Origin of the sequence: Bacillus sp. FJAT-49736, from assembly GCF_018343615.1 — a bacterium.
Classification (GTDB): domain Bacteria; phylum Bacillota; class Bacilli; order Bacillales; family Bacillaceae_C; genus Margalitia.
In genome coordinates this window covers 1-25233 of sequence record NZ_JAGYPI010000008.1, presented here as the reverse complement: position 1 = coordinate 25233, position 25233 = coordinate 1, and the positions used below count along the sequence as shown (strand labels likewise).

Sequence of the window (25233 nt, the reverse complement as noted above, 5' to 3'; positions counted from 1 at the left end):
GGAGTTGCTTAAGGTCACCGTAAAATGAGACATAGAAAGAAATAGAAAAATGGGTGAGAAAAATGAAACAAATTTTATCTAACTTAAAGGAGTACCATCCAATTGTTCATTTATTAATGCTAGGTACCGTTTTTAGTAGTTTAACAAACTCTATTAGCTTAGTTTTTTTACCTATTTACTTAATGAATTCAGCCCATATAGGGCCGGTTATGATTGGAGTGATTGTGGGAGCAGGTGCTTTAACAGCTACAATTGGTGGATTTCTAGGTGGTACACTTTCCGATTTCTTGGGAAGAAATCGATTGATGTTATTTTCGTTGTTGATTCTAGGAGCTGTATTTAGTGGATTTCTTTTAACTAGTAACTCGGTGCTTTTATGTCTATTAAATATTCTTCGTGGTCTTTTTTCCTCTTTCTTCGTAACAATCTCGAAAGCTTTATTAGCAGATTTGACACCTAAGGAAAAGCGATTCAGGTTGTTCTCCAACCGATATATGGGGGGGAACATTGGCTATGCAATCGGGCCGATTATTGGAACCTACTTTGGGATTGCGGGGAACAAAACAGCTTTTCTTTTTACATCCATCATTTATGTCGGTTATTTTCTGGTAATGGGCTTACTGTTACGATACAAGAACACCTCTAGTAATGTAGGGGATGAAAATGAAGAGAAAGTAATGTTAGCAGAGGCTTGGCGAGTTTTTAGTAAAGATAAGGTCTTGCTTCTTTTTATATGTGGAAGTATCCTGCTCACAGCTGTTCATGGAGAAATGTCAGTCACGCTTTCTCAATATTTGAACAAAGCCATGCCTTACCATGGTATGGAGTTATTCGGATATTTAATGAGCATTAACGGGATTACCGTGATTGTAACGCAAGTATTGATTACGAGGTGGTCTGAGAGATTCGGCCTTTTCAATAGGATTGCTCTTGGGAGTCTATTATTTGCTTTAGGTGAAATTGGATTTGCATTTTCCCAAGGATCCCTTGGCTTTATTCTAGCTATGGTTATTTTCACCTTTGGGGAAATTTTGATTATTCCATCCGAATATGCCCAGCTTGATGAAATTACTCCTAATGGGATGCGCGGTATGTATTATGGCGCCCAGGGATTTAGTGATCTTGGCAATTTTATCGGACCTTGGCTCGGAGGAGTATTGTTAAGTTCTTATGGTGGAAGAACGATGTTTTTAACATTTGCTTTGATTTCTATATGTAGTATTGGTTTCTATGCGTGGGGACGGAATTTATATTCTAGACAATCTCAGCAGGTTACACATTACAAAAAATGATAAGGGGATAATCAAATTGAATGAATTTAGACAGTTTTTACCTTATGTGAAAAAAGTGAGCAAATTGTATGCGATTGGCTTTGTAGGTAGCTTATTTCGTTTCTTGATTCCATTGTTTGTTCCTTTAATTTTAAAATACATTTTTGATTATTTGCTTCAAAATGAAGCATTGTCTAATGAGGATAAATGGAAACAACTTGCATATATTTCTGCCGGGATGGTAACGGTTTTCTTACTGATTCGGACACCGATGGAATATGTAAGACAGTTCTGCATTCATAAAGCAAATAACAATATTATTAAGAATCTCCGTAAGGATGCCTTTAAAAAAGTGCATTCTTTGGATGCAAAGTATTTTGCAGATAATAAAAGCGGAGAAATTGGTACACGTTTTTTTGATGATATTGAAAAGGTAAGAGGTTATTTAACAGCTATGTTTGGGAACATTTGGATTGAAATGATTGCTCTTATGTTTGTTGTTATCGTGATGCTGACGATGAATATTAGATTGTCATTGCTCGCTATAGGACTCGTCGGTTTTCAGTTCGTTCTTGCACATTTCCTATCGAAACGCTTTAAAATATCGACGCGAAATATGATGAAGTACCGATCCGTTATGAGCGGCTTCATTTTTGAAAAAATACAAGGTGCGTTTGTATCGAAGCTATTTGCCTCTGAGAAACGCGACAAGGAAGAATTGGATCAGCATTTAGCCTATTTTGATCGTTTGACCGACAAGCATGCCAAGATTAATGCGTTAATGCTTTCTTTAGTGAACGTATTGAGTGATATGACTCCTTTTATTGTGGCAATTATCGCTAGTTTATTTGTTTTGAATGGAGAATTAACGGCAGGGAGCTTAATCGCCTTTTTTGCCTATGTCGATAAAATGAGGAGCCCTGTAGCCGCTTTGGTTAATGCGTATCCTGCTATCACGGAAGGGAAGGTTGCTTTACAACGGATTTTCGACTTCTTCAATACACCTTCCATGATTAGAGATAAAGCACACCCGCTAAAATTAAAAAAATTCAATGATTCTATAGAACTCAAGAATGTATCTTTTGCTTACGATGGAAAGGAAAAAGTGATTAAAAATGTATCTTTGACGATGAAAAAAGGGAAAACATATGCATTCGTTGGGGAGAGCGGCGGTGGGAAAAGTACAATCCTGCAGCTCTTGTTAAGAATGTATGATGTAACAAGTGGGGAAGTATTAATGGATGGGAAAAATATAAAAGATTATTCCCTTTCTAGTCTTCGAGAGCATATGGGGATTGTAACTCAGGAGAATTTCTTATACAGCACATCGATCAGGGACAATATTAAACTAGCAAAGCTTGACGCCAGTGAGGACGAAATAGTTGCCGCAGCAAAGAAGGCTTTTGCCCATAACTTCATCACTGCTTTGCCTAATGGATACGACACGGAAGTTGGAGAAAGAGGCATCAAGCTTTCAGGCGGTCAGAAACAGCGTATTGCTTTAGCCCGTGTATTTTTGAAAAATCCGTCGCTCATTATTTTAGATGAAGCGACTAGTGCACTTGATAATGAAAGTGAAAAGCTAGTGCAAGAATCTATCAATCGTTTTAATCATCATAAGACGGTCATTATGATTGCGCATAGACTCTCAACTATTGTGAATGCTGATACTATTTTTGTGATGAAAAATGGAGAAATCATCGAAAGCGGCAGCCATCAAAGCCTTTTAAAGAGAAATGGATATTATAAGGAGCTGTACTCGAAGCAAAATGCTCCTAGAAGTGATCAATATAAACTAGTGGCTGGAATGCATAGAGGATATTAGAGCTTTGTAATAAATCAAAATTGTCTCCGTATTTTATTTAATGTCAAATAACTTTGGTTCAGAATTCGTCGTGATGCTAGGCTAAATTTACAAAAATAGGTGTAAAATAATTTGGAAGGAAATTACTTTTGATTAGTGGTGATGTTCTTTAGAGGAGGAAGAATAATGTTTACCTTAATGGATTTTAAGAATACGGTTGAACAACAATTGATTCATAATCGAGATAAGAGTTTCTTTTATGAATTGGAAAATGGAAAACTGCTTTTAAATCCTTCTGGAGAAACTATTCAATTATTAATTCAAAAAGCAAAAGAGATTTCGATGTTTATTACTGATGCAAAAGTAATGGGAACCTATAAAAGATTAGTAAGGTATATTTCCAATCAATCCATTAAAGTATTTTTTGAAGTGAATCAGTATTTAGATTTTAATCGTGAAAGTTATCGTGTACTTCAAAATATCTATGGGAATTTATTAGAAGCCATTTGTAAACTTGCAAATCAAAAAGAAATTACTGAAAAAGATATCAATCATCTGTTCTTAGTGCATTATAAAAATCTTCAAGCATTTTTATTAGAATCCAATGGCACTGAAATATTTAAAAAGTACAGAAAAACACCAGTATTGTTCGAAGTGAAGTGTGCCGAATATACGCCTGAATTTCAAATGAAAGTATTAAATATCAATCTAGATACAATTAAACAACCTGTTTTAGATATTGGGTGCGGCCCACAAACTCGTTTGGTCCGTTTCTTAAGAAAAAACGGAATCCAAGCATTTGGAATGGATAGAAATCTAAACTCATCGAATTATTTAATTGATATGAATTGGCTTGAATGTCCTTTTAAACCAAACCGTTGGGGAACAATTATATCCCATATGGCTTTTTCAAACCACTTTACTCATCACCATTTAAAGGCCGATGGTAATTTTGAAAGGTATGCGCAAAAGTATATGGAGATATTAAATTCATTAAAGCATGGAGGAAGTTTTATTTATGCGCCCGGTCTTTCTTTTATTGAAGAAGCGCTGATGAAATCGAACAAATCATTTGCAGTAACTACGAATGAGTATTCTACTAAAGTTACTCGACTTACATAGAGAAGCTCTTTTGTATATAAAGGTCCTTTTTCCAACTGCCTTAACACATGATGTTAAGGCTATTTTTTTCGAAGTTAACATCCAATTTTTCTGAAAAACTATTCGGTGATACAACAAATTCTTGCGGGATAACCCAAAATGTGTGCGGTTTGCAAAGATTTAAAAATTAATACAATGAAAACATCAAATCGATTATGAAACGGAACATAGTTAAACAAGAAAGGAGCGATCATCTGTGGTTCATAAAACGTTCCGATTATGTCATTTTTGCAAGAAATCATGATTAGGAAAATAGCAGTCTGACATTTGGATATTAAAACCCACCAGAAGATTGACAGATTCATATGCTTTTTAAATGGAGATACATTAAATTTTGGAGGTTAGAAAATGAATACAAAACAAAAAAAGAAAAGTAAAAAGAAGATTGTTATATGGAGCATTGTGGGGCTTTTGGTTTTAACCATTGCCTCATTGGTGTTGTTTGCACCTAAAGGATATAGCAATTTCGAAGAGGAAAACGCACAAACTGGAGATATAACTACGTACTACAGTTTTTCTGGTGCAGTAGAAGCAAAAAATAGAAACACTATTATAAGTGCTGCTCCTATACAAATAAAAGAAATTAAAGTGAAGGTGGGAGATAAAGTCCAAAAAGGTGATGTTGTATTGGTAACAAATCAGGGAGAGAAATTTAAGTCGCCATTAAATGGAGAAATATCTAAGATTTATATAGAAAAAAACGCTGAAATCATGTCTGGGGCACAGCTTGTCGATATAGTAGATTATTCTGCCTTGCAAACAACTGTAAAGGTCGACGAATACGATCTTAAATATTTAAAAGTCGGACAAAAAGTAAAGGTATCCATCAATGCGCTGGAAAAAGATATTCAAGGAACAGTTTCTGCGATATCGAAGGAAGCAACAAATGAAAATGGTGTTTCCTATTTTACCGCTACGGTAGACCTTCATAAAGATCAAGCAATTAGAGTTGGGATGAGTACCGAGGCTAAAATATTGAAACAACAAGCCGCAGGTGTAACGACCCTTTCTATGAAAGCTATTCATTTTGATAGTCAAAATAAACCGTATGTATTAATTCCTTCGGAAAAAGGAATGACGACTAAAAAATATATTCAGACGGGTATTAACGATGGGACTACAGTAGAGATTAAAAGTGGGGTCGAGGCTGGCGATGTAGTAATGTTTTCTACTAAGGAGGACCCCGCTCCCATGATGATGCATGGAGGTAATTAAATATGAGGGAACAAATTCTCCAAATGAATCAAATTACGAAAACTTACCAAATGGGTGAGGAGGAGCAGGTGGTCTTAAATAATATTATTCTTACAGTTAATAGGGGAGATTTTGTTGCTATCTTAGGGCCCTCGGGATCAGGAAAATCAACTCTCATGAATATCGTTGGCTGCCTTGATTCACCAACAAGCGGAAACTATATATTGTCCAATCAAAAGGTTGATGAGCTTGATGAAGCTGAGCTTGCAGACATCCGTAATAGGGAAGTTGGTTTTGTGTTTCAGCAATTCCAGCTTCTCCCCAGGTTTAGTGCCATGCAAAATGTAGAGCTTCCCCTTGTATACGCAGGTGTTTCTGAAAAGGAACGCAAACAAAGGGTTAGAGATATGCTCATTAGGGTGGGCCTCGAAGATAAAATGAACAATCGACCTAATCAGCTTTCAGGGGGTCAACAGCAAAGGGTGGCAATAGCCAGAGCGATGGTCACCGAGCCGACAATTCTACTAGCCGATGAACCAACAGGGGCGTTAGATCAAAAAACAGGTATTCAAATAATGGAGCTTTTTCATGAAATTCATCAAGAGGGAAAAACCATTATTATGATTACTCATGATATTGAAATTGCGAAACATGCGAGTAGGATTGTAAAAATATTAGATGGCAAACTTAGAGAGGAGTACGCCTATGTTTAAGGAAAATATAAAAATGGCTTGGATGAACCTCATTCATAATAAAATGCGTTCCTTTCTAACGATGCTGGGTATTGTCATTGGTGTGGCTTCCATTATCGCTTTGATTACAATCGTAGAAGGTGCAATGAACGGAATGACTAGTGAATTTTCTTTGTTCGGGACAGATAAAATTACCGTTCAGGCAATGGGAACACCACTGAAAAAGGGCTTAGTGGACAATGACATACAAAATCTTAAGAATATTGATCAAGTTGCTGGAGTTTCACCTACCCTTACCGGTAATACAACGGTTGTTTATAACGGGAAGGAAAAAAAGGATGTTACAGTACAAGGAAAAAATGAAGTGTATTTTTCCAAAACAAAGGATTTAATCGAAAACGGTAGAGGACTGAATAATCTTGACATTCAAAATAAGAATCAAGTTTGTCTCATTGGGTCTAATATTGCAAGGGAGCTATTTTGGGGTGAAAATCCCATAAGTAAAAAGCTTCTTATAGCTGGTGTGACATATACAGTAGTAGGGACATTACAGAAGTCTGGAAGTTTTTCAGACTCCTCGAATAATGATGCAGTTATCATTCCCTATACTACTTCAATGGGTTTACTTGGAACAGGATATATGTCAAACGTTGATGTATATATGAACAATGCCAATGAATCTGAAAAAATAACAGAAAATATCGAAGCAGCCCTAAACCAGGCGTTCAATTATAAAGAGAACAGCTTCACCGTTATCAACATGCAGGATATGATTGCATCGTTTAAAAAGATTACAACGATGCTGTCGCTGATGCTTGGAGGGATTGCATCAATTTCACTAGTTGTTGGAGGAATTGGGATTATGAATATGATGCTTGTTTCTGTAACAGAAAGAACGACAGAAATAGGTCTCAGAAAAGCCTTAGGGGCAGAACCAAAACGGATACAACAACAATTTCTCCTCGAGGCAGTTTTCTTATCTCTCTTTGGGGGTACAATCGGCTTATTGCTGGGAGCATTAATAGCATTGGGTGTTTGTATGTTAATTGGAGCAAGTTTTGTACTTTCAGTGGCAACCATATTGTTGGCGTTCGGATTCTCTGCCGCGATAGGTATTATATTTGGAATCGCACCTGCTAGGAAGGCATCAAGGCTAAATCCAATCGATGCGCTGCGGAGTATTTAAAGGGCAAATTATTTTAACGATTCTACAAAGGAGATTAGACATCTAATCTCCTTTTTGGGCTGGGGGAATAAATTGCATTGGTAGTTTTTTTAATCCCGCAAAAAAATACAGACATTCGCAAAATAATGAAGGCGCTTACATATAAATTTATAGGAATAGTTTGATAAGTTTAAAGAGTAAGATAACGCTTTCAAAAAACAAAGGGGGAATATCCAGTGAAAAAGAAAGGGCTTCTCATTGCATTGGCAATGATGCTTGTCTTTGCACTTGCCGCATGTAGCTCTAAATCAAACGGCAATGACGGGAAAAAGAATAAGAAGCAAGAGCTTGAGATCTTTAGCTGGTGGACAGGTGCCGGTGAAGAGGATGGACTTAAAGCATTATTAAAATTATTTGGTGATAAATATCCGGATGTTACGGTAAAAAATGCAGCTGTAGCAGGCGGGGCTGGTACCAATGCAAAAGCAGTGCTAGCGAGCAGAATGCAAGGAAATGACCCTCCTTCTACGTTCCAGGTACATGGTGGGGCTGAATTGAATTCTGGCTGGGTAGCAGCAGGAAAGATGCAGCCATTAAATGATTTGTATAAAGAGCAAGGATGGAATGATAAATTCCCACAATCATTGATTGATATGGTAAGTAAAGATGGAAATATCTATTCTGTACCAGTGGATATTCATAGAGGAAATGTTTTATGGTACAACAAAAAAGTCTTTGATGACAATGGTTTACAGCCGCCAAAAACATTTGATGATTTCTTTAAAGTTGCCGATGCCCTAAAGGCAAAAGGAATTACACCACTTGCATTAGGAGACAAAGAGCCTTGGACAGCCACGATGATATTTGAAAATATCTTAGTTGCCAATCTTGGTGCAGATGGCTATAAAAAGCTGTGGACAGGCGAAATTCCATTAGACGATGCAAAGGTAAAGGAATCTGCAGAAATCTTTAAAAAGATGATGAGCTATGTAAACAATGACCATAGTTCACGCAATTGGCAAGATGCCTCACAGTTAGTGGCAAAAGGCGATGCTGCGATGAACGTTATGGGGGATTGGGCAAAAGGCTATTTCGTTAACGATTTAAAATTAAAATTAAATGAAGACTTCGGATACACAACTACACCTGGATCATCAGGAATGTTCATGATCATTACCGATACATTTGGTTTACCTAAAGGTGTGGAAAATGTCGCAGACGTGAAGAAATTCTTAGGCCTGCTTGGATCTGTTGAAGGGCAGGATGCTTTCAACCCGTTAAAAGGATCGATTCCAGCACGTGTGGATGCAGACCCTTCCAAATATGATGACTATGGTAAATCTACGATCGAGGACTTCAAAACAGCAGATCTTGCTCCAAGCTTAGCGCATGGTTCCGCTGCACCGGAAGGCTTCGTTACAAAGGTGAACCAGGCAGTCAATATTTTTGTAACACAAAAGGATGTCAATGCATTTATTAGCAGCTTGAAAAATGCCGCTGGTGATCTTAAATAGAGGCTGTTTTCGCATATATTTACTTTTCTTATATAGTTCTCCATCCTAATATAGATTTGGTTTCGGGACATCTTTTCTTAAGAGGGTAATTGATTCTTAACCAAGGTAAGGATGGATAAAAGGTTTTTGTAACCAAAAGCAACAAAGTTTAAGAAAAGAGCCTAAATAGAAAAGCGGAAGCGACTCGCTCATCTGCTATTTGCGCTAGACAACATTAATATGTTTGTAACAAAAGAAGTTTTTGAAAAAGAGGATGAGGGAACTCTCCCTCTTTTTCATTACAAAGCAGAAGGGGGGAGACTATGGAGTCACCTATTGCTGCCGAGAGAAATTCCTCTCCGGTCATAAAGACGAACACGAAAAGAAAAAAACGATTTTCAATGGATCACACTTTAGCATTGCTTTTTTTATTACCATCGATTATTTTCATCGCCATTTTTGTATATGGCTTTATCGGCTGGACTGGGTATGTATCCTTAAGTAATTGGAATACACTTGTTCCTGATTTTTCATTTGCTGGTTTAAAGAACTTTATTTTTTTATTTCATGATTATCGATTCCTTGCAGATGTTCGGAATACGGTTGTATTCACCGTCTTATTTATCGGGGTTGTTCTCCTTTTAGGACTTATTCTTTCGATTTTCCTAGATCAAAAAATCCGCGGAGAATCGATTTTTCGAAATATCTTCTTTTTTCCTATGGCCTTATCTTTTGTTGTTACAGGAGTTGTATGGCAATGGATATTGAATCCTTCCACAGGAGTGAATCTATTCTTGAAAAAGTTCGGAATCGAGCCGCTCTGGTATACCGATACTCATATTCTCGCAGGAGTAAAGCTCGGTCCTATTGAGGTGGGCGCCCCTGTCGCTATTATTGCTGTTGTTATCGCGGCTGTTTGGCAAATGACCGGTTTTTCCTTGGCAATGTATTTAGCAGGTTTGCGGGGGATTTCCGATGAAATAAAAGAGGCTGCGCGCATGGATGGTGCAACGGAATTTCAAGTGTATTGGAAGGTAATCATTCCACTCCTGCGTCCAATCACAGTAAGCGTCGTGGTCATTATGGCCCATATTTCTTTAAAGATCTTTGACCTGATTTACTCTATGACAGGACCCGGTGCGAACTTTGTCACCGATGTTCCTGGTGTATATATGTTTGAAACCACCTTCCGCGGCAATTACTATGCCAATGGTGCAGCCATTGCCATTATTATGCTGATAACAGTTGCCATTTTCATTGTACCGTATTTAATCCTAAGTCGAAGGGGTGAATCAAGTGGCTCTTAGACGAATATCCAAACCATTGCTGTATCTCATTCTTATCGTTCTATGTTTGCTTTTTCTGATGCCTGTATACGTTATCCTCGTTACGAGCGTCAAGCCGCTTGATCAGGTTACATTAAGTGAAATGTGGAAGCTCCCAACGGCATTGGATTTTAGCAGTTATCAAGTCGCCTTTGAAAAATTAGCGCCGAATTTCGTTAACTCACTCTATCTCGTAATTCCTGCGACTATTCTATCCGCCTTATTAGGAGCGTTAAATGGATACGTCCTTTCCAAATGGAGATTTAAAGGATCGGAAATTGTATTTACTGCTATTTTATTTGGGATGTTCATACCTTATCAAAGTATTTTAATCCCGTTAATTCAATTTTTACGGAATATCGGATTATATAACACCATTCCCGGGTTAGTGCTTGTCCATGTTGTATACGGTATTCCGATTACAACATTGATGTTCCGTAACTTTTATGCCAATATTCCTTTTTCCATGGTTGAATCGGCTAAAATAGACGGGGCAGGTTTCCTGAGAATTTTCTATTATATTATGATTCCTTTATCACTATCAGGCTTTGTTGTAGTTGCAATTTGGCAATTTACGAATATATGGAATGAGTTTCTTTTTGCTGTAACTATCACTACCTCCGATCAGCAGCCAATTATGGTAGCATTGCAAAACTTATCGGGAAGCCAGATTGTTCAATGGAATGTTCAAATGGCCGGAGCCCTGCTAGCAGCGCTGCCAACCTTATTAGTCTATATTTTCTTAGGAAAGTATTTTGTGAAAGGATTATTGGCCGGATCTGTAAAAGGATAATGGGAAAACAGTTAGCGGAGAGCTAACTGTTTTTATTATGGTCAAAATAATTCATTTAACTGAAAACGCTTTCATTTTCCAGTGAATTAACATATGATAGAAATATAGGTTAGTAGCATAGGAGGTTGTTAACGTTGAAGGATAAAAAGCGATTTGAAACAGAAGTTATTCATACAGGATATGAATCATTAGATTATCAAGGAAGTCTTGTTCCGCCTCTTTTTCAAACATCTACCTTTACCTTTCCAACGGCAGAAGTTGGGGAGAAACGCTTCGCTGGTGAATCAGAGGGGTATATATATTCACGCTTAGGTAATCCGACCGTGAGTGTTCTTCAAGAAAGGATTGCTGCCTTGGAGGGAGGCGAAGCTGCACTTGCATTCTCATCAGGAATGGCTGCTGTTTCAGCTACACTTTTCCATTTGACGAAGACCGGTGACCATATTCTATGTTCGGAAGGAATTTATGGATGTACCTTTGGATTACTTCATTTAATGCAAGAGAAATTCGGTATTCATCATAATCTCGTCTCCTTTGATAAGGAAGAGGAAGTTAGAAATGCCATAGAGGACAATACAAGCTGTATTTATATTGAGACTCCGATTAATCCAACCATGAAGCTGGTAGATTTGGAAATGGTAGTCCGGATTGCCAAGGAGAAGCAAATTCCGGTCGTTGTAGACAATACGTTTTGTTCACCATATCTCCAGCAGCCGCTTCTCATGGGATGTGATTACGTAATCCACAGCGCGACGAAGTATATTGGGGGGCATGGCGATGTTATTGCCGGTCTTGTCATCGGCAGGAAAGAAGAGATGGATAAAATAGCGTTTACCACACTGAAGGATATAGGAGGAGTGATGAGTCCATTTGATGCATGGCTTTTACTGCGTGGCTTGAAAACCTTGCCGGTACGGGTAGACCGCCATTGTGAAAATGCAAGGAAAATTGCAGAGAAGCTTAAAGAACATCCAAAAGTAAAAACATTATTATATCCAGGGGATGAAGCATTCCCGCAATATGAATTAGCGAAAAGACAAATGCGCCATCCTGGCGGGATGATCAGTTTTGAAATAGAGGGTACAAAGCAGGATGCGCAAGGCTTCTTAAATCGCTGCAAGCTTATTAAGCTCGCAGTTAGTTTAGGCGATGCAGAGACGCTCATTCAACATCCTGCTACGATGACCCATGCAGTTGTTCCGGAGGCGGAGCGATTGAAAATGGGTATTACCGATACATTGGTCCGTTTATCTGTTGGACTTGAAGCATGGGAGGATATTTGGGAGGATTTAAGTCAGGCGTTAGGATGATTTAGGCAGGATGCTTATCCTGTCTTTTCTTGTGTTATTTTATAGTTAAATAGTCCCGATTCGCGAGAATAACCACTAATTTCGCGAGAATAAGTAGAAGTTTCACGAGCATAATCATAAAATTCGCGAGATTAGAGTCCTTTTTTAAGAGAATAGCGAAGTAGTTTGATAAAATGAGGGATATAAATCAATCCTCGTGAGGTGATTCCGCTATGAAACCAAAAGTATACATAACCAGAAGGCTTCCTCAGGTTATAATTGATAAACTTTCTTCCATTTTTGAGGTTAAAATGTGGGGAAAAGAAGAGGAACCTGTTCCAAGGGAAATATTAATAGAAGAGGTTCAACAAATAGACGGGTTATTTTGCTTATTAACGGAAACAATTGACCAAGAATTGCTTGCAAATGCACAACATTTAAAAATAATAGCTAATATGGCTGTAGGTTATAACAATATTGATATACAAGCAGCCACAGAAAAAGGAATCAAGGTAACCAATACACCTGGCGTGCTAACTGAAACAACGGCTGATCTCACCTTCGCACTATTGATGGCGACTGCCAGAAGAGTGGTGGAGGCGTCGGATTATTTACGGAATGGAAAATGGGAAACATGGGCTCCGATGCAATTGACAGGTCAAGATATATATGGTGCCACAATTGGGATCATCGGCATGGGCAGGATTGGTCAAGCACTGGCAAAACGGGCTAAGGGATTTGATATGAAGATTATTTACTCCAGCCGTACTCGTAAGTCCCATCTAGATAAAAAATTAGGAATGGAATACGTGGAGCTGAATGATTTGCTTAAACAATCCGATTTTGTCAGCATCCTCATCCCATACACAAATGAGGTACACCATTTAATCGGAGAAAACGAGCTAAGGCTAATGAAAAAATCCGCCATCCTCATCAATACGGCAAGAGGCGGAATCGTAGACGAGACTGCCCTATATAATGCTTTGAAAAAGGGGGACATTTGGGCAGCAGGTTTAGATGTGTTTGAACAAGAGCCGCTAAGCTTGGTTTCTCCGCTTTTAACGTTGCCTAATGTCGTAACGCTGCCGCATATCGGAAGTGCAAGTAAAGCAACCCGACTAAAAATGGCAGACATGGCCGCGGAAAATATTATTCGTGTATTAAGTGGTGAAGCTGCTTTAACACCAGTAAATTAAAGAATTGAATATTAAGAAAGAATCTTTCTAAAAAACAAATTTTCTGTAGTCAAAAATGATTCCCAACACAAAAAATATACTCAGCAGAAGAACAAGCAGCAAAAAGGAAATGGTACATCTTCTGATCCATAACAATGTTATAGAAGATGCAAAGGCATAATGTACAGCGGATAATCCGGCAAGTATGCCCATGAGGAAAAACCATGGTTCATAAAAGAAAAGATCCCATAAGGCAAGTGCGCGAGGATCCAACTCTGCCCAACCGTAAAAATGAATGGTAATAAGTCCAGTCAAATAGAGTGCTTTGGTCAACATACCACTAACCCCGTGGGCAAGTAAAAAGGCTGTACCGAAAAGGGTAGGGGTGAGCATAACGGACGGATGAATCTTCTTCCCGCCAATCAATGGAATCCACTGTGGGATGCTTTTCCCCCATGGTTTAACTAGTCCTAGCAAACAAAAACCACATAGCATGATAAAAACTCCGGCTAAGTAGCTAGCAATGTAAAGCGATTCAGGATCTTTCACGCGACCGTATGTGTAAATAATTCCGACTCCTGCTGCTTCTAAAAACCGAACAAAAACAGCATATAGTATGGCTAAAATGCATCCAATATATGCAGGCCATACGGATTTTATTGCAAAGCGTTCAAATGAATTTAAATCTGAATACTTACGATTAATTTTGTGCATTTTTATAATCAACCTTTCATTTGATTAATGATTAAGGGAACAAAAAATTAGTGGTAGAAGTTTCTGAAGAGGAAAGTGTATAGTTTAAATTTGGTTCGATGAAATTCTGGCTAAAAAGTAAAAGTTTTACGTGTGGGTGGATAACTCTTCTACAAACGCTGGCCTATAGAAAACTCATCTAAACCCGGCAGCATGATATCAAGTATGACAAGATCCACTTCTTTCGTTTGTTGAATGGAGTCTTATCCTGAAGTAAGCCATTTCATATGATAGCGCGCGTCTGTTAAATCACTCCTGAAGCCAGGAACCAATTTCTTGGTTATCTTCAATGTATAAAAAGTTGATTGCCATCACATAAACAGTTCTTTTTATCAAGCTCATATATTCATAGTGTAACTTCCTGCCGTTTTGAAATTCAAGAATCAAATAAAAAAGGCGTATCCAAATTATCTTGGAACGCCTTTTTTATAGCTGTTTTCGTCAGCAAAAAAATATATAGTGCTAGCTTCGTACAAATTACTTTCCAGCTTGTTTAACAGCTGCTCTTACCCTAGGAATAAATAAGGATGTCAATAAGCCAATTGCGGCAATTACTGTCATGACAATGAATAAGTGATGTAGCCCGGTAACAATTACTTCTCGTAATGGACCTTGAGCTGACTCCGGAACTGCTTGGCCATAATTTGGGTTTATTAGCTTGTTAAGATTGGCAGCATTGACGTCTGCATTTTCTTTTTGAGCGGTGAACTGTGTGGTGACAATGGAATTAAAGTAGGTCCCTAATAAGGCAACTCCAACGGATTGTCCCAATGTCCGGAAAAAAGTATTGGATGCCGTTGCAGTTCCTCGCAACGACCAGTCCACAGAAGACTGTACCGCAACCGTTGTAATGGTCATCACCATCCCAAATCCAAGTCCAACCAACGCAGACATAAGATAAAACATAATCTCGTGAGTATGACTAGTAAATATCGTTAACCATATAGCGGAAATAAGGATGATGAATGTTCCGATTGCAACCGTCACCCGTTCACCATATTTAATCAGAAGTCGTCCGCCTGAAAATGAACCGATCATCCAAGTGATAGACAATGGTGCGAGCATTAGGCCGGAAATGGTCGCTCCATGACCAAGGACACCTTGTACCCACATGGGAATATAGACGGTTAATCCAATTAGAACGGCACTAGCAAGTAAGGCGACTGCATTTGCAATCGAAATGGATCGAATGCGGAATAAAGCGAGTGGGATTAATGGCTCCTTCACTTTTGATTCGATAAAAATAAATAGTACTATAAACAAAATGGCAACGATAAAAATTCCGATAATAGATGGAGAAGCCCAGTTATGTGTTTCTCCACCACGCTGAAGAGCAAACAAAAGTGCAAGCATCCCAACGGTAAACGTAAGTGCACCTGCAAAATCGATACTTTTCTTTGTTTTTTCCAGCGTTTCTTTTAATGAAAAACTGACCATGAGAATGGAAAGCAAGCCAAATGGTACATTTATATAGAAGATCCAATGCCATGACAGCTGATCGACAAAAAATCCTCCAATTAATGGACCAATCACACCTGCTATTCCCCAGGCTGCCCCCATGAATCCAAGTACCTTTGCCCTTTTTTCATGCGGATATATGTCCCCGATAATAGTGGTTGTAACCGGTAAGACGGCACCAGCACCAATTCCTTGAATTGCGCGGAAAATGATGAGCTGCTCCATTGTCTGGGATAGACCGCAAAGACCAGATCCAATTAAAAAAACAATCGTTCCCATAATAAAAATAAACTTTCTGCCGAACAAATCGGATAGCTTTCCGAATATAGGTACCGTTACGGCAGATGTAAGCAAGTATATGGCAAACACCCAATTCATGAGCTCAATTCCTTTTAAATCACTGACAATTGTCGGCATCGCTGTACTGACAATCGTTCCTTCAATAGCTGTTAAAAAAGTAGCTACAAATAGGGCGATCGTTACAGAACGTATATTTGTTGTTTGCATCATGTTCCTCCGTTAAGTGAAATCTCTATGAGTATTAGTATCTTTTTATTGTAACGTACATGTCAAATATTTATGGAATACTGTGCCAAAAGACAGAGAGACCATCGCACTTCTAATGAAAAATTTACCATATTAAAGCGGATATTCCTAATAATAAAAGGGACCATCCCCCTAGATATAAATAAATAGGATAAAGAGGGAAAATACATAATAGGAAAATTATATTATTTTTTCGAAAATTTAGACAAATTTCAGAGAACTAGAAATATTGTACTATTCACAATGCATGGGGAAAATTGGATAAACTCTTGATAATATTGGAAATTGGAGCATACTCCCGAAAATGGGTCTAGTTCTTTAGTCTATTTAAAAATTCCAATCCCACACCAATTTTACCATTTCTAAAAATCCAGACAAAAAACGACTTGCTTTGACACATTTTTTATTTCGAAACTTATACATTTAAAGAGACAACGATGACCTTCATCATGTAGATAAAGAAAAGGAGGGTTGGGGTTGTCATTTTTTTGAGCTTTTTTTTCAAAAAATGAGGGGAGGAAAAGGAATGTTGAAAAAGAAAAGGCTAAAAAAGACGACAAGTATCCTTGCAACGGTCTTGCTGTCGGCTTCACTGATTGCTCCAAGCTTTTCTAATGCTGCAACAGTAAATGGAAAACCGTACACTTCGGTTTTTGATGGAAAGAATGTAGCTAGTGCGAAGCTAAGTGATCGGCTTTTAAAGCAATTTACGAAGGCGGACGAAAAGGTAACATTCTTAATTAAGTTCAAAGAACAGGCAGATACAACAAAGGCTGCCAAAGCTGCGGCGGATAAAGCCTCGAAAGGTAAGTTATCTGCCCAAAAAACGAAGCTGGCCAAAAGATCAGCGGTTGTTTCGGAATTAAGATCCACAGCTTTGGAAACACAGCATACCGTTATTGACTACCTTGAAAAGGAGAAGAAGAATGGTAAAGTAAAGGACTTTGAATCCTTTTACATTGTAAATGGTATTGCTGTCACTGCAACGAAGGATATTGCCGAAAAGCTTTCACATTTTGAAGAGGTAGCTAAGATCCTTCCAAATGAGATTCGTCAGCTTTATGCAGGATCAGCAACTCAAAGCAGTGAGGCAAAAGGTTCTTTAGCAGTTGGAAAAACCGCTGAACAGCCAAAAGCAAATACTAACAGTATTGAATGGAATATTAACAAAATCGGTGCACCTCAAGTATGGAGTATGGGCATCGATGGTACAGGAACAGTTGTAGCAAATATTGATACAGGCGTTCAATGGGATCATCCGGCACTAAAGGAAAAATATCGAGGCTATAATCCAAGCAATCCCAATACGCCAAATAACGAAATGAACTGGTTCGATGCAACGGCAGGACGTTCTACACCATATGATGACCAAGGTCATGGTACTCATACAATGGGAACAATGGTCGGTTCTGAGCCAAATGGTAGCAATCAAATTGGTGTAGCACCAGGAGCAAAATGGATAGCTGTAAAAGCTTTCACAGCTGCTGGTGGAACGGATGCAGATTTACTTAGAGCTGGTGAATGGATTATCTCTCCTAAGGATGCTGCTGGTAATCCACATCCTGATAAAGCACCAGATGTAGTGAATAACTCTTGGGGCGGCGGTCCAGGCTTAGATGAATGGTACCGTGATATGGTGAAAAACTGGCGAGATGCAGAAATTTTCCCAGAGTTTTCTGCAGGTAATACAGATCTTTGGAACCCGGGAGGACCAGGTTCTGTAGCTAATCCAGCAAACTATCCCGAATCATTTGCAACCGGTGCAACGGACATTAACAATAAATTAGCAAGCTTTTCTTTACAAGGACCATCTCCATACGGTGAAATTAAGCCTGAAGTTTCCGCACCGGGAGTGAATATTCGTTCTTCCGTTCCTGGTGGAGTATATGAAGGTGGATGGAATGGTACATCGATGGCAGGTCCACATGTATCTGCAGTAGTTGCTTTATTAAAACAAGCAAATGCTTCTCTAACGGTAAACCAAATCGAGGATATATTAATATCAACTGCTACACCATTAACGGATTCCACATTCCCGAATTCACCTAATAACGGTTATGGTTACGGGCTTGTAAACGCTTTTGACGCAGTATCTTCTGTATTAAGCGGACTTGGAACTGTTAAAGGTCAAGTTGGTAAAGATGGAAATGACACAGAGCCTCCTACATTTACACATACTGCTCCAACTGAAACATATGCAGGAATGGATTTAACATTAAACGTAACTGTTTCAGATAATGTAAGCGTTGCTTCTGTGAAGCTGCAGTATCAAGATAAATCCGGAAATTGGCAGAATGTAGATGCAACTCGTACATCTGGCGACTACAAATCCGGTGAATATCAAGTAGTAGTTCCAGGAAATCAGATTGCCGTACCTTCTTTAAAATATCGTTGGAAGATTAATGACTTCGGCAATAACGAAGTAACAAGCAACGATTACCAAGTAAGTGTAAAACCAGGGATTACGGTAGGTTATTCCCAAGACTTTGAATCAACACCAATTGGATGGTATTCCTACGGAACAAAAGATTCATGGCAATGGGGCATACCAACCTCCGGACCAAACAGTGCCGCATCAGGACAAAAAGTATATGCGACAAACCTAGCTGGAAATTACGATAACAGTGCAAACATGACACTTGTAATGCCTCCAATCGATTTACCGGCAGGCAATGCATACCTACAATTTAAAAACTGGTTCGATCTTGAGACTAGATACGATTTCGGTACAGTATTTGTTTCAAATGACCTTCAAAACTGGACACAGCTTTTACAAGTGAATGGCCAATCAGGAGGCTGGGTTGATCAAGAAGTCAATCTATCCAACTATAGTGGCGGGCGTATTTACATTGGCTTCAATGTAAAAACAGATGGCAGTGTGCAAAAAGCGGGCTGGTATTTAGATGATGTGAAGCTTTCTGCAACTCCAAAAAATAGCTCAGGCACTAAGAATACTGGTAAGCTTGGTGTAGGCCAAAGCGATGACAAGGATTCTCTTAAAAAAGAAAAGGTAGATCCAGCTTCTATTAAGCCAGAACTACCTAAGAAGGATGCCCCTCCAGCGAAAGAGGAACAAGTAAATCCTACACTATTACCAATGGGTGCGCAAGTAAGTGTTCTTGAAACAGGACGCTCTGTCATGACGAACCCAGCGAATGGCCAATATCAATTATCACATGCTGCAGGATCCTATACGCTCCAAGCAGAAGCATATGGATATCAATCCGAACAGCAACGAGTGAATATTGAGCGCGATGGCGTTACAACAGCTAACTTCGTATTACATGAATTAGCTAAAGGCCATATCAGCGGTACGGTGAAAAATAAATCAACAGGTGAGCCGTTACAAGGTGCAACATTGCTTCTTGTAGAGGATGCTGCTGTAACTCCTGTACAAACCGATGCAAACGGGCACTATGATATTACGGCATATGCAGGTAACTATACATTAAAAGTATTGGCACCGTATTATCATAGCCAAGATATTGCCGTAACGGTTAACGGAAATACAACAACAGAGAAAAATATTGATTTAGTACCAATTATTAGCTACCCAGGTGGAGAAATCGGCTATGATGATGGCACAGCTGAAAACGCTCATGCATTCTATGATGCGGGCAATGGCTGGGCTGTGAAAATGTCCCTGCCAGAAGGTAAGAAGACAGCAATTGTAACAGCTGGAGTCTTCCGTTTCTGGACTTCTGATTGGCCAACTCCTGGAGGAACTGATTTTAAAGTAGAGGTTTGGGATGCATCTGGTACAGGTGGTGCACCAGGCAAGAAGATCGCCGGACCAATCAATGCAAAGGCGCTTCGAAATGGTGAATGGACAGTTGTAGATCTTTCCACACAAGGAATTGTTGTGAATGGAGACTTCTATATGGTATACATTCAAACAAATCCAAATCCAAATGCACCAGGTCTAGCGACAGATGAAAGTGGTACAAACGCAAAACGCAGCTGGCAGCTAGTAGGTGGAGCTTGGTCTCAATCACCTGCAGATGAAGGAAACTATATGATCCGTGCCCGTGTAAGCTATGAGGTAGATGTACCAGTTATTACATCACCAAAAGACGGCACATTCACGAATGAAGGCAAAGTAACGGTAGAAGGTACCGCTTCTCCAACAACAGATGTAAATATTTATAATAACGGAACAAAGGTTGCATCTACAAAAGTAGCAGACAACGGAAAGTTCTCTGCTGAGGTAGCTCTTTCAGAAGGGGATAACGTCTTAACGGCGAAATCTTCTGTTGCTTCCGGATCAACGGATGCCTCCGCACCTGTAAAAGTAGTATATGATAAAACGAACCCTACTTTAACGATCGATAGTCCGAAAAATAATGATAAGACTAATCGTGAAACGGTAACAGTTGAGGGTAAAGTAAATGATGCCAACCTTGACTTTGTAAAGGTCAATGGAGAAAAGGCAACAGTTACAGATGGAAAATACTCTAAGCGCATTTTGCTTGAAGAAGGTCAAAATGATATTAAGGTAGTTGCACAAGACAAAGCAGGAAATAAAGTATCGAAAAAGGTTACTGTCTTTGCAAAATACACAGCACCGGAAATCAAGAACTTAATGCCAAACACAGATAAGAACTTAAAAACAGGTGATTCCGTCAAAATCGAATTTGACAGTGAGCCTGGCTTGAAAGCAACATTTGCTATTCACATGCCACTTACAAATGTACCATCTAGTGACAACGCAACAGAATTGCCAATGATGGAAACATCTGCAGGACATTATGTCGGCTATTGGACAGTTCCAAGCAAGACAAAAGCCGATGGCGCTGTTGTTGAAGTGAAGGTAGTAGATGACTACAGCAACGTATCAACCAAATTAGCAGCTGGAAAGCTTTATATCCAGTAAAAAATGAGAGTGGTGCCTGGCACCACTCTTTTTATTGGAGATGAGGTAGTGCCTGCCACAATCTTGTTTTGTACTAATAAAGAAATTGAACTCATAATATCTTCATTGAAGGATGTATAAAGTAATCTTTGTAAATTAACTTTTAATAGGTGGAAAAGCTTTTTCGGTACTGACCCGAAATGAGGTTAAGGAGGGGTAGAGCTATAAATGAGAGAGATAGGTTCCCGAAACCGAGGTAGAGGAGCGAAAAGGGTCACCAAAAAGGAAGATAAGTGCCCGAAACGGAGGTAGAGGAGCGAAAAGGGGCATCAAAAGGGAAGATTGGTTCCCAAAATAGGGGGAGAGGATCGAAAAGGGTCATCAAAAGGGAAGATAGGTGCCCGAAATGGAGGTAGAGTAGCAAAAAGGGTCACCAAAAGGGAAGATAGGTTCCCGAAAAGGAGGTAGAGTAGCAAAAAGGGTCACCAAAGAGGAAGGTAAGTGCCCAAAACGGAGGTAGATGATCGAAAAGGGTCATCAAAAGGTAAGATAGGTGCCCGAAATGGGGGGAGAGGAGCGAAAAGGGTCATCAAAAGGGAAGATTGGTGCCCGAAAAGGACGTAGAGGATCGAAAAGGGTCACCAAAAAGGAAGATAAGTGCCCGAACCGGAGGTAGAGGAGCGAAAAGGGGCATCAAAAGGGAAGATTGGTTCCCAAAATAGGGGGAGAGGATCGAAAAGGGTCATCAAAAGGTAAGATAGGTGCCCGAAATGGGGGGAGAGGAGCGAAAAGGGTCATCAAAAGGGAAGATTGGTGCGCGAAATGGACGGAGAGGATCGAAAAGGGTCACCAAAAAGGAAGATAAGTGCCCGAACCGGAGGTAGAGGAGCGAAAAGGGGCATCAAAAGGGAAGATTGGTTCCCAAAATAGGGGGAGAGGATCGAAAAGGGTCATCAAAAGGTAAGATAGGTGCCCGAAATGGGGGGAGAGGAGCGAAAAGGGTCATCAAAAGGGAAGATTGGTGCGCGAAATGGACGGAGAGGATCGAAAAGGGTCACCAAAAAGGAAGATAAGTGCCCGAACCGGAGGTAGAGGAGCGAAAAGGGGCATCAAAAGGGAAGATTGGTTCCCAAAATAGGGGGAGAGGATCGAAAAGGGTCATCAAAAGGTAAGATAGGTGCCCGAAATGGGGGGAGAGGAGCGAAAAGGGTCATCAAAAGGGAAGATTGGTGCGCGAAATGGACGGAGAGGATCGAAAAGGGTCACCAAAAAGGAAGATAAGTGCCCGAACCGGAGGTAGAGGAGCGAAAAGGGGCATCAAAAGGGAAGATTGGTTCCCAAAATAGGGGGAGAGGATCGAAAAGGGTCATCAAAAGGTAAGATAGGTGCCCGAAATGGGGGGAGAGGAGCGAAAAGGGTCATCAAAAGGGAAGATTGGTGCGCGAAATGGACGGAGAGGATCGAAAAGGGTCACCAAAAAGGAAGATAAGTGCCCGAAACGAAGGTAGAGTCGCGAAAAGGGTAACCAAAAGGGAAGATAGGTTCCCGAACAGGAGGTAGAGTAGCGACAAGGGTCATCAAAAGGGAAGATTGGTGCCCGAAAAGGACGTAGAGGATCGAAAAGGGTCACCAAAAAGGAAGATAAGTGCCCGAAACGAAGGTAGAGTAGCGAAAAGGGTAACCAAAAGGGAAGATAGGTTCCCGAAATAGGGGTAGAGGATCGAAAAGGGTCATCAAAAGGGAAGATTGGTGCCCAAAACGGAGGTAGAGTAGCGAAAAGGGTCATCAAAAGGGAAGATTGGTGCTCGAAATGGGGGGAGAGGATCGAAAAGGGTCACTAAAAAGGAAGATTGGTGCCCGAAAAGGACGTAGAGTAGCAAAAAGGGTAACCAAAATGGAAGATAAGTGCCCGAAAAGGAGGTAGAGTAGCGAAAAGGGTCATCAAAAGGGAAGATTGGTGCCCGAAAAGGAGGTAGAGGATCGAAAAGGGTCATCAAAAGGGAAGATAGGTGCCCGAAAAGGAGGTAGAGGATCGAAAAGGGTCACCAAAAAGGAAGATAAGTGCCCGAAACGAAGGTAGAGGAGCGAAAAGGGTAACCAAAAGGGAAGATAGGTTCCCGAAAAGGAGGTAGAGGATCGAAAAGGGTCACCAAAAAGGAAGATAAGTGCCCGAAACGAAGGTAGAGGAGCGAAAAGGGTAACCAAAAGGGAAGATAGATACCCAAAATGGAGGTAGAGGAGTGAAAGGGTCACCAATAAGAAATATGATTACATTTTTATTTGGTAACCCACTGTCCTCATTTATACTTTCTATGAATATAGGATAGCTACTAAACTATTCGTTAACGGGTTGATGCTCAACAAAATGAGCAGACCTTGCACGCCCAGTAAGTGAAAAGTTCTCATTGAGTATCCTGCGTACCACTTTTTTAGAATGAATAATTTTACACCAGTCATAAATTACATTCGTAGTTATTTTTCTACTAGGAAACAAAAATTTATATTCCTCCACACTCCGCAATAATGCATGACCGTTTTCCTCGATGGTCTCACATTTTTGGCAAACAATGTTGTTTTTATTAAATCTAGTCATAAATCTATTACATTTTGAACAGGTAATTCCCTTTTTTAATTGCTCATAGCTATATTCAGGTAAATTCTTATATGGAGATTCTTCTAAAAGAATAGTAGATAACTTTTCTACGAATTTTGTGGTTGTATTAGTTTGCGTCGGTGGTCGCATATTTAACTTTTTCATAAATCCTTCAATCTGATTTGGAAAAATAATGGGTAGGTTTATAGGTGCTTGGTATAAGAAAAAATTGGGGTTTACGAAGATTACATTTGCTTCTATAGAAAATGAAAAACGCAGGTCCTGAAGCAATCTTCGGAAAAGGGACTCAGCACGTTTCAATTGAAGCAAGGGGTTTTTAATTTCTTTTCCTGAAATTGTATACCACTTGTCATCCTCGAAGTAGTAGTCACCTTCAAAATTTTTAACTTCAAATAGGTGGATAGTATCTGGAGAGATTAGAATGGAATCGAGTTGATAGATGGTATTATTAGTTTCCAGCAATAAATCATTCATAATGAGCCAATTGTCGGAAAGATTTTCTATACATTTATCAAAAACTAATTCTCCTTCAAAGCCTTTTTCTAAATTTAATAAATATCCTACAACTTTAGGCGATAATTTTATCCGAGTGTTTAAAAATCTTAGAAGTTTTAATTCAACTGGTTCATATCGAGGTTTAAACAGCATATTCCACATCCTTTCTACATTTATGGAAAATTTTGTATACATTTGTAATTATAATGCATATCTCTTTAATTTGTCTATTTAGAATTTTATAATAGTTATGATACATAATCTAAAAAACAGGGGCGATGAACATGAAATATCGTAAGCTTGGAAGAACTGGGTTAAAGGTTAGTGAAATCAGCTTGGGAAGCTGGCTCACATATGGAAATTCAATTGGAGCGGAAACAGCTGTCAAAACAATTGATAAAGCTTATGATCTTGGTATTAATTCCTTTGATACAGCAAATGTATATGCCCGCGGGGAAGCGGAAAAAATCGTAGGGGAAGCACTAGGGAAATATCCTAGGGAATCCTATGTTCTTGCAACAAAAGTGTTCGGGAAAATGGGGGACGGACCTAATGATCAAGGTCTTTCCAGGAAACATATTACGGAGCAGATTAATGCAAGCCTGAAGCGATTAAACAAAGATTACGTAGATATTTATTATTGCCACCGTTTTGATCCGGAAACTGCCATTGATGAAACACTTCGGACACTCGATGATCTAGTTCGTCAAGGAAAAGTTCTATATCTTGGGGTAAGTGAGTGGACAGCACAACAAATTCAGCTAGCATTAGGAACTGCCGACCGTTATTTACTTGACCGAATCGTCGTAAATCAACCAGTTTACAATATGTTCAATCGTTATATTGAAAAAGAAATTATTCCGCTAGGAGAACAAACAGGCTTCAGCCAAATTGTATTTTCTCCGCTTGCACAAGGTATTTTGACAGGGAAATATACCGACATAACGAATCTGCCAGAAGGAACGCGTGCAACAGATCCAAAATCCAACGGTTCTTTATCAAGAATGTTAACAGAGGATGTACTTGCAAAAGTAAAACAACTTGAAGGTGTGGCAAAAGAATTAGATGTGAAGCTTTCCCAATTAGCGCTAGCTTGGATATTACGTCAACCAAATGTTGCGAGTGCGTTAATCGGCGCCAGCAAACCTGAGCA

General features: G+C 39.4%; 16 protein-coding genes. 13 read left to right on the top strand and 3 right to left on the bottom strand.

Annotated features, from left to right (window positions below):
• The first annotated feature begins 62 nt into the window (after positions 1-62).
• The 11 genes from KHA87_RS21420 (at position 63) to KHA87_RS21370 (ending at position 13383) form a co-directional block, all read left to right on the top strand.
• Positions 63-1292 (top strand): MDR family MFS transporter, encoded by a 1230-nt coding sequence (locus KHA87_RS21420; RefSeq protein WP_213094835.1) that lies wholly within the window; start codon positions 63-65, stop codon positions 1290-1292.
• 16 nt (positions 1293-1308) lie between these two features.
• Positions 1309-3096 carry an ABC transporter ATP-binding protein gene (locus tag KHA87_RS21415; protein ID WP_213094834.1) on the top strand — a complete coding sequence of 596 codons (1788 nt, stop codon included), beginning with the start codon at positions 1309-1311 and terminating at the stop codon, positions 3094-3096.
• Between the two features lie 165 nt (positions 3097-3261).
• Positions 3262-4197, top strand: coding sequence for a class I SAM-dependent methyltransferase (locus tag KHA87_RS21410; RefSeq protein WP_249310402.1), 936 nt, complete (start codon positions 3262-3264; stop codon positions 4195-4197).
• A 387-nt stretch (positions 4198-4584) separates the two neighbouring features.
• Positions 4585-5451: an efflux RND transporter periplasmic adaptor subunit gene (locus KHA87_RS21405; RefSeq protein ID WP_213094833.1), complete on the top strand. Its 867-nt coding sequence runs from the start codon at positions 4585-4587 to the stop codon at positions 5449-5451.
• Between the two features lie 14 nt (positions 5452-5465).
• A complete protein-coding gene (locus KHA87_RS21400) occupies positions 5466-6143 on the top strand; it encodes an ABC transporter ATP-binding protein (RefSeq protein ID WP_213095185.1) in 678 nt (225 codons plus the stop codon).
• Positions 6136-7308, top strand: coding sequence for an ABC transporter permease (locus KHA87_RS21395; RefSeq protein ID WP_213094832.1), 1173 nt, complete (start codon positions 6136-6138; stop codon positions 7306-7308). The genes KHA87_RS21400 and KHA87_RS21395 overlap by 8 nt, the downstream gene beginning before the upstream one ends.
• A gap of 248 nt (positions 7309-7556) precedes the next feature.
• Positions 7557-8801, top strand: coding sequence for an ABC transporter substrate-binding protein (locus KHA87_RS21390; RefSeq protein ID WP_213095184.1), 1245 nt, complete (start codon positions 7557-7559; stop codon positions 8799-8801).
• 380 nt (positions 8802-9181) lie between these two features.
• The gene (locus KHA87_RS21385) at positions 9182-10087 is read left to right on the top strand and encodes a carbohydrate ABC transporter permease (RefSeq protein WP_481748373.1); all 906 of its coding nucleotides are present in this window, start codon (positions 9182-9184) and stop codon (positions 10085-10087) included.
• 58 nt (positions 10088-10145) lie between these two features.
• Positions 10146-10898, top strand: a complete 753-nt coding sequence (locus tag KHA87_RS21380) for a carbohydrate ABC transporter permease (RefSeq protein ID WP_213095183.1) — start codon at positions 10146-10148, stop codon at positions 10896-10898.
• A gap of 134 nt (positions 10899-11032) precedes the next feature.
• Positions 11033-12208, top strand: coding sequence for a methionine gamma-lyase (gene megL / locus KHA87_RS21375; RefSeq protein ID WP_213094830.1), 1176 nt, complete (start codon positions 11033-11035; stop codon positions 12206-12208).
• A 212-nt stretch (positions 12209-12420) separates the two neighbouring features.
• The gene (locus KHA87_RS21370) at positions 12421-13383 is read left to right on the top strand and encodes a 2-hydroxyacid dehydrogenase (RefSeq protein ID WP_213094829.1); all 963 of its coding nucleotides are present in this window, start codon (positions 12421-12423) and stop codon (positions 13381-13383) included.
• Positions 13384-13410: 27 nt separating this feature from the next.
• On the opposite strand, the gene KHA87_RS21365 is transcribed toward KHA87_RS21370, so the two are convergent.
• Positions 13411-14076 (bottom strand): DUF3995 domain-containing protein, encoded by a 666-nt coding sequence (locus KHA87_RS21365; protein ID WP_213094828.1) that lies wholly within the window; start codon positions 14074-14076, stop codon positions 13411-13413.
• A 516-nt stretch (positions 14077-14592) separates the two neighbouring features.
• A complete protein-coding gene (locus KHA87_RS21360) occupies positions 14593-16080 on the bottom strand; it encodes an MDR family MFS transporter (RefSeq protein WP_213094827.1) in 1488 nt (495 codons plus the stop codon).
• A 565-nt stretch (positions 16081-16645) separates the two neighbouring features.
• Here KHA87_RS21360 and KHA87_RS21355 point away from each other — a divergent pair.
• Positions 16646-20992, top strand: a complete 4347-nt coding sequence (locus tag KHA87_RS21355; protein ID WP_213094826.1) for a S8 family peptidase — start codon at positions 16646-16648, stop codon at positions 20990-20992.
• Between the two features lie 2314 nt (positions 20993-23306).
• Here the strand turns inward: KHA87_RS21355 and KHA87_RS21350 are convergent.
• A complete protein-coding gene (locus KHA87_RS21350) occupies positions 23307-24233 on the bottom strand; it encodes a nuclease-related domain-containing protein (RefSeq protein WP_213094825.1) in 927 nt (308 codons plus the stop codon).
• Positions 24234-24364: 131 nt separating this feature from the next.
• On the opposite strand from KHA87_RS21350, the gene KHA87_RS21345 reads away from it, so the two are divergent.
• The coding region (locus KHA87_RS21345) for an aldo/keto reductase family protein (protein WP_213096156.1) at positions 24365-25233 on the top strand (869 nt) is incomplete at its 3' end.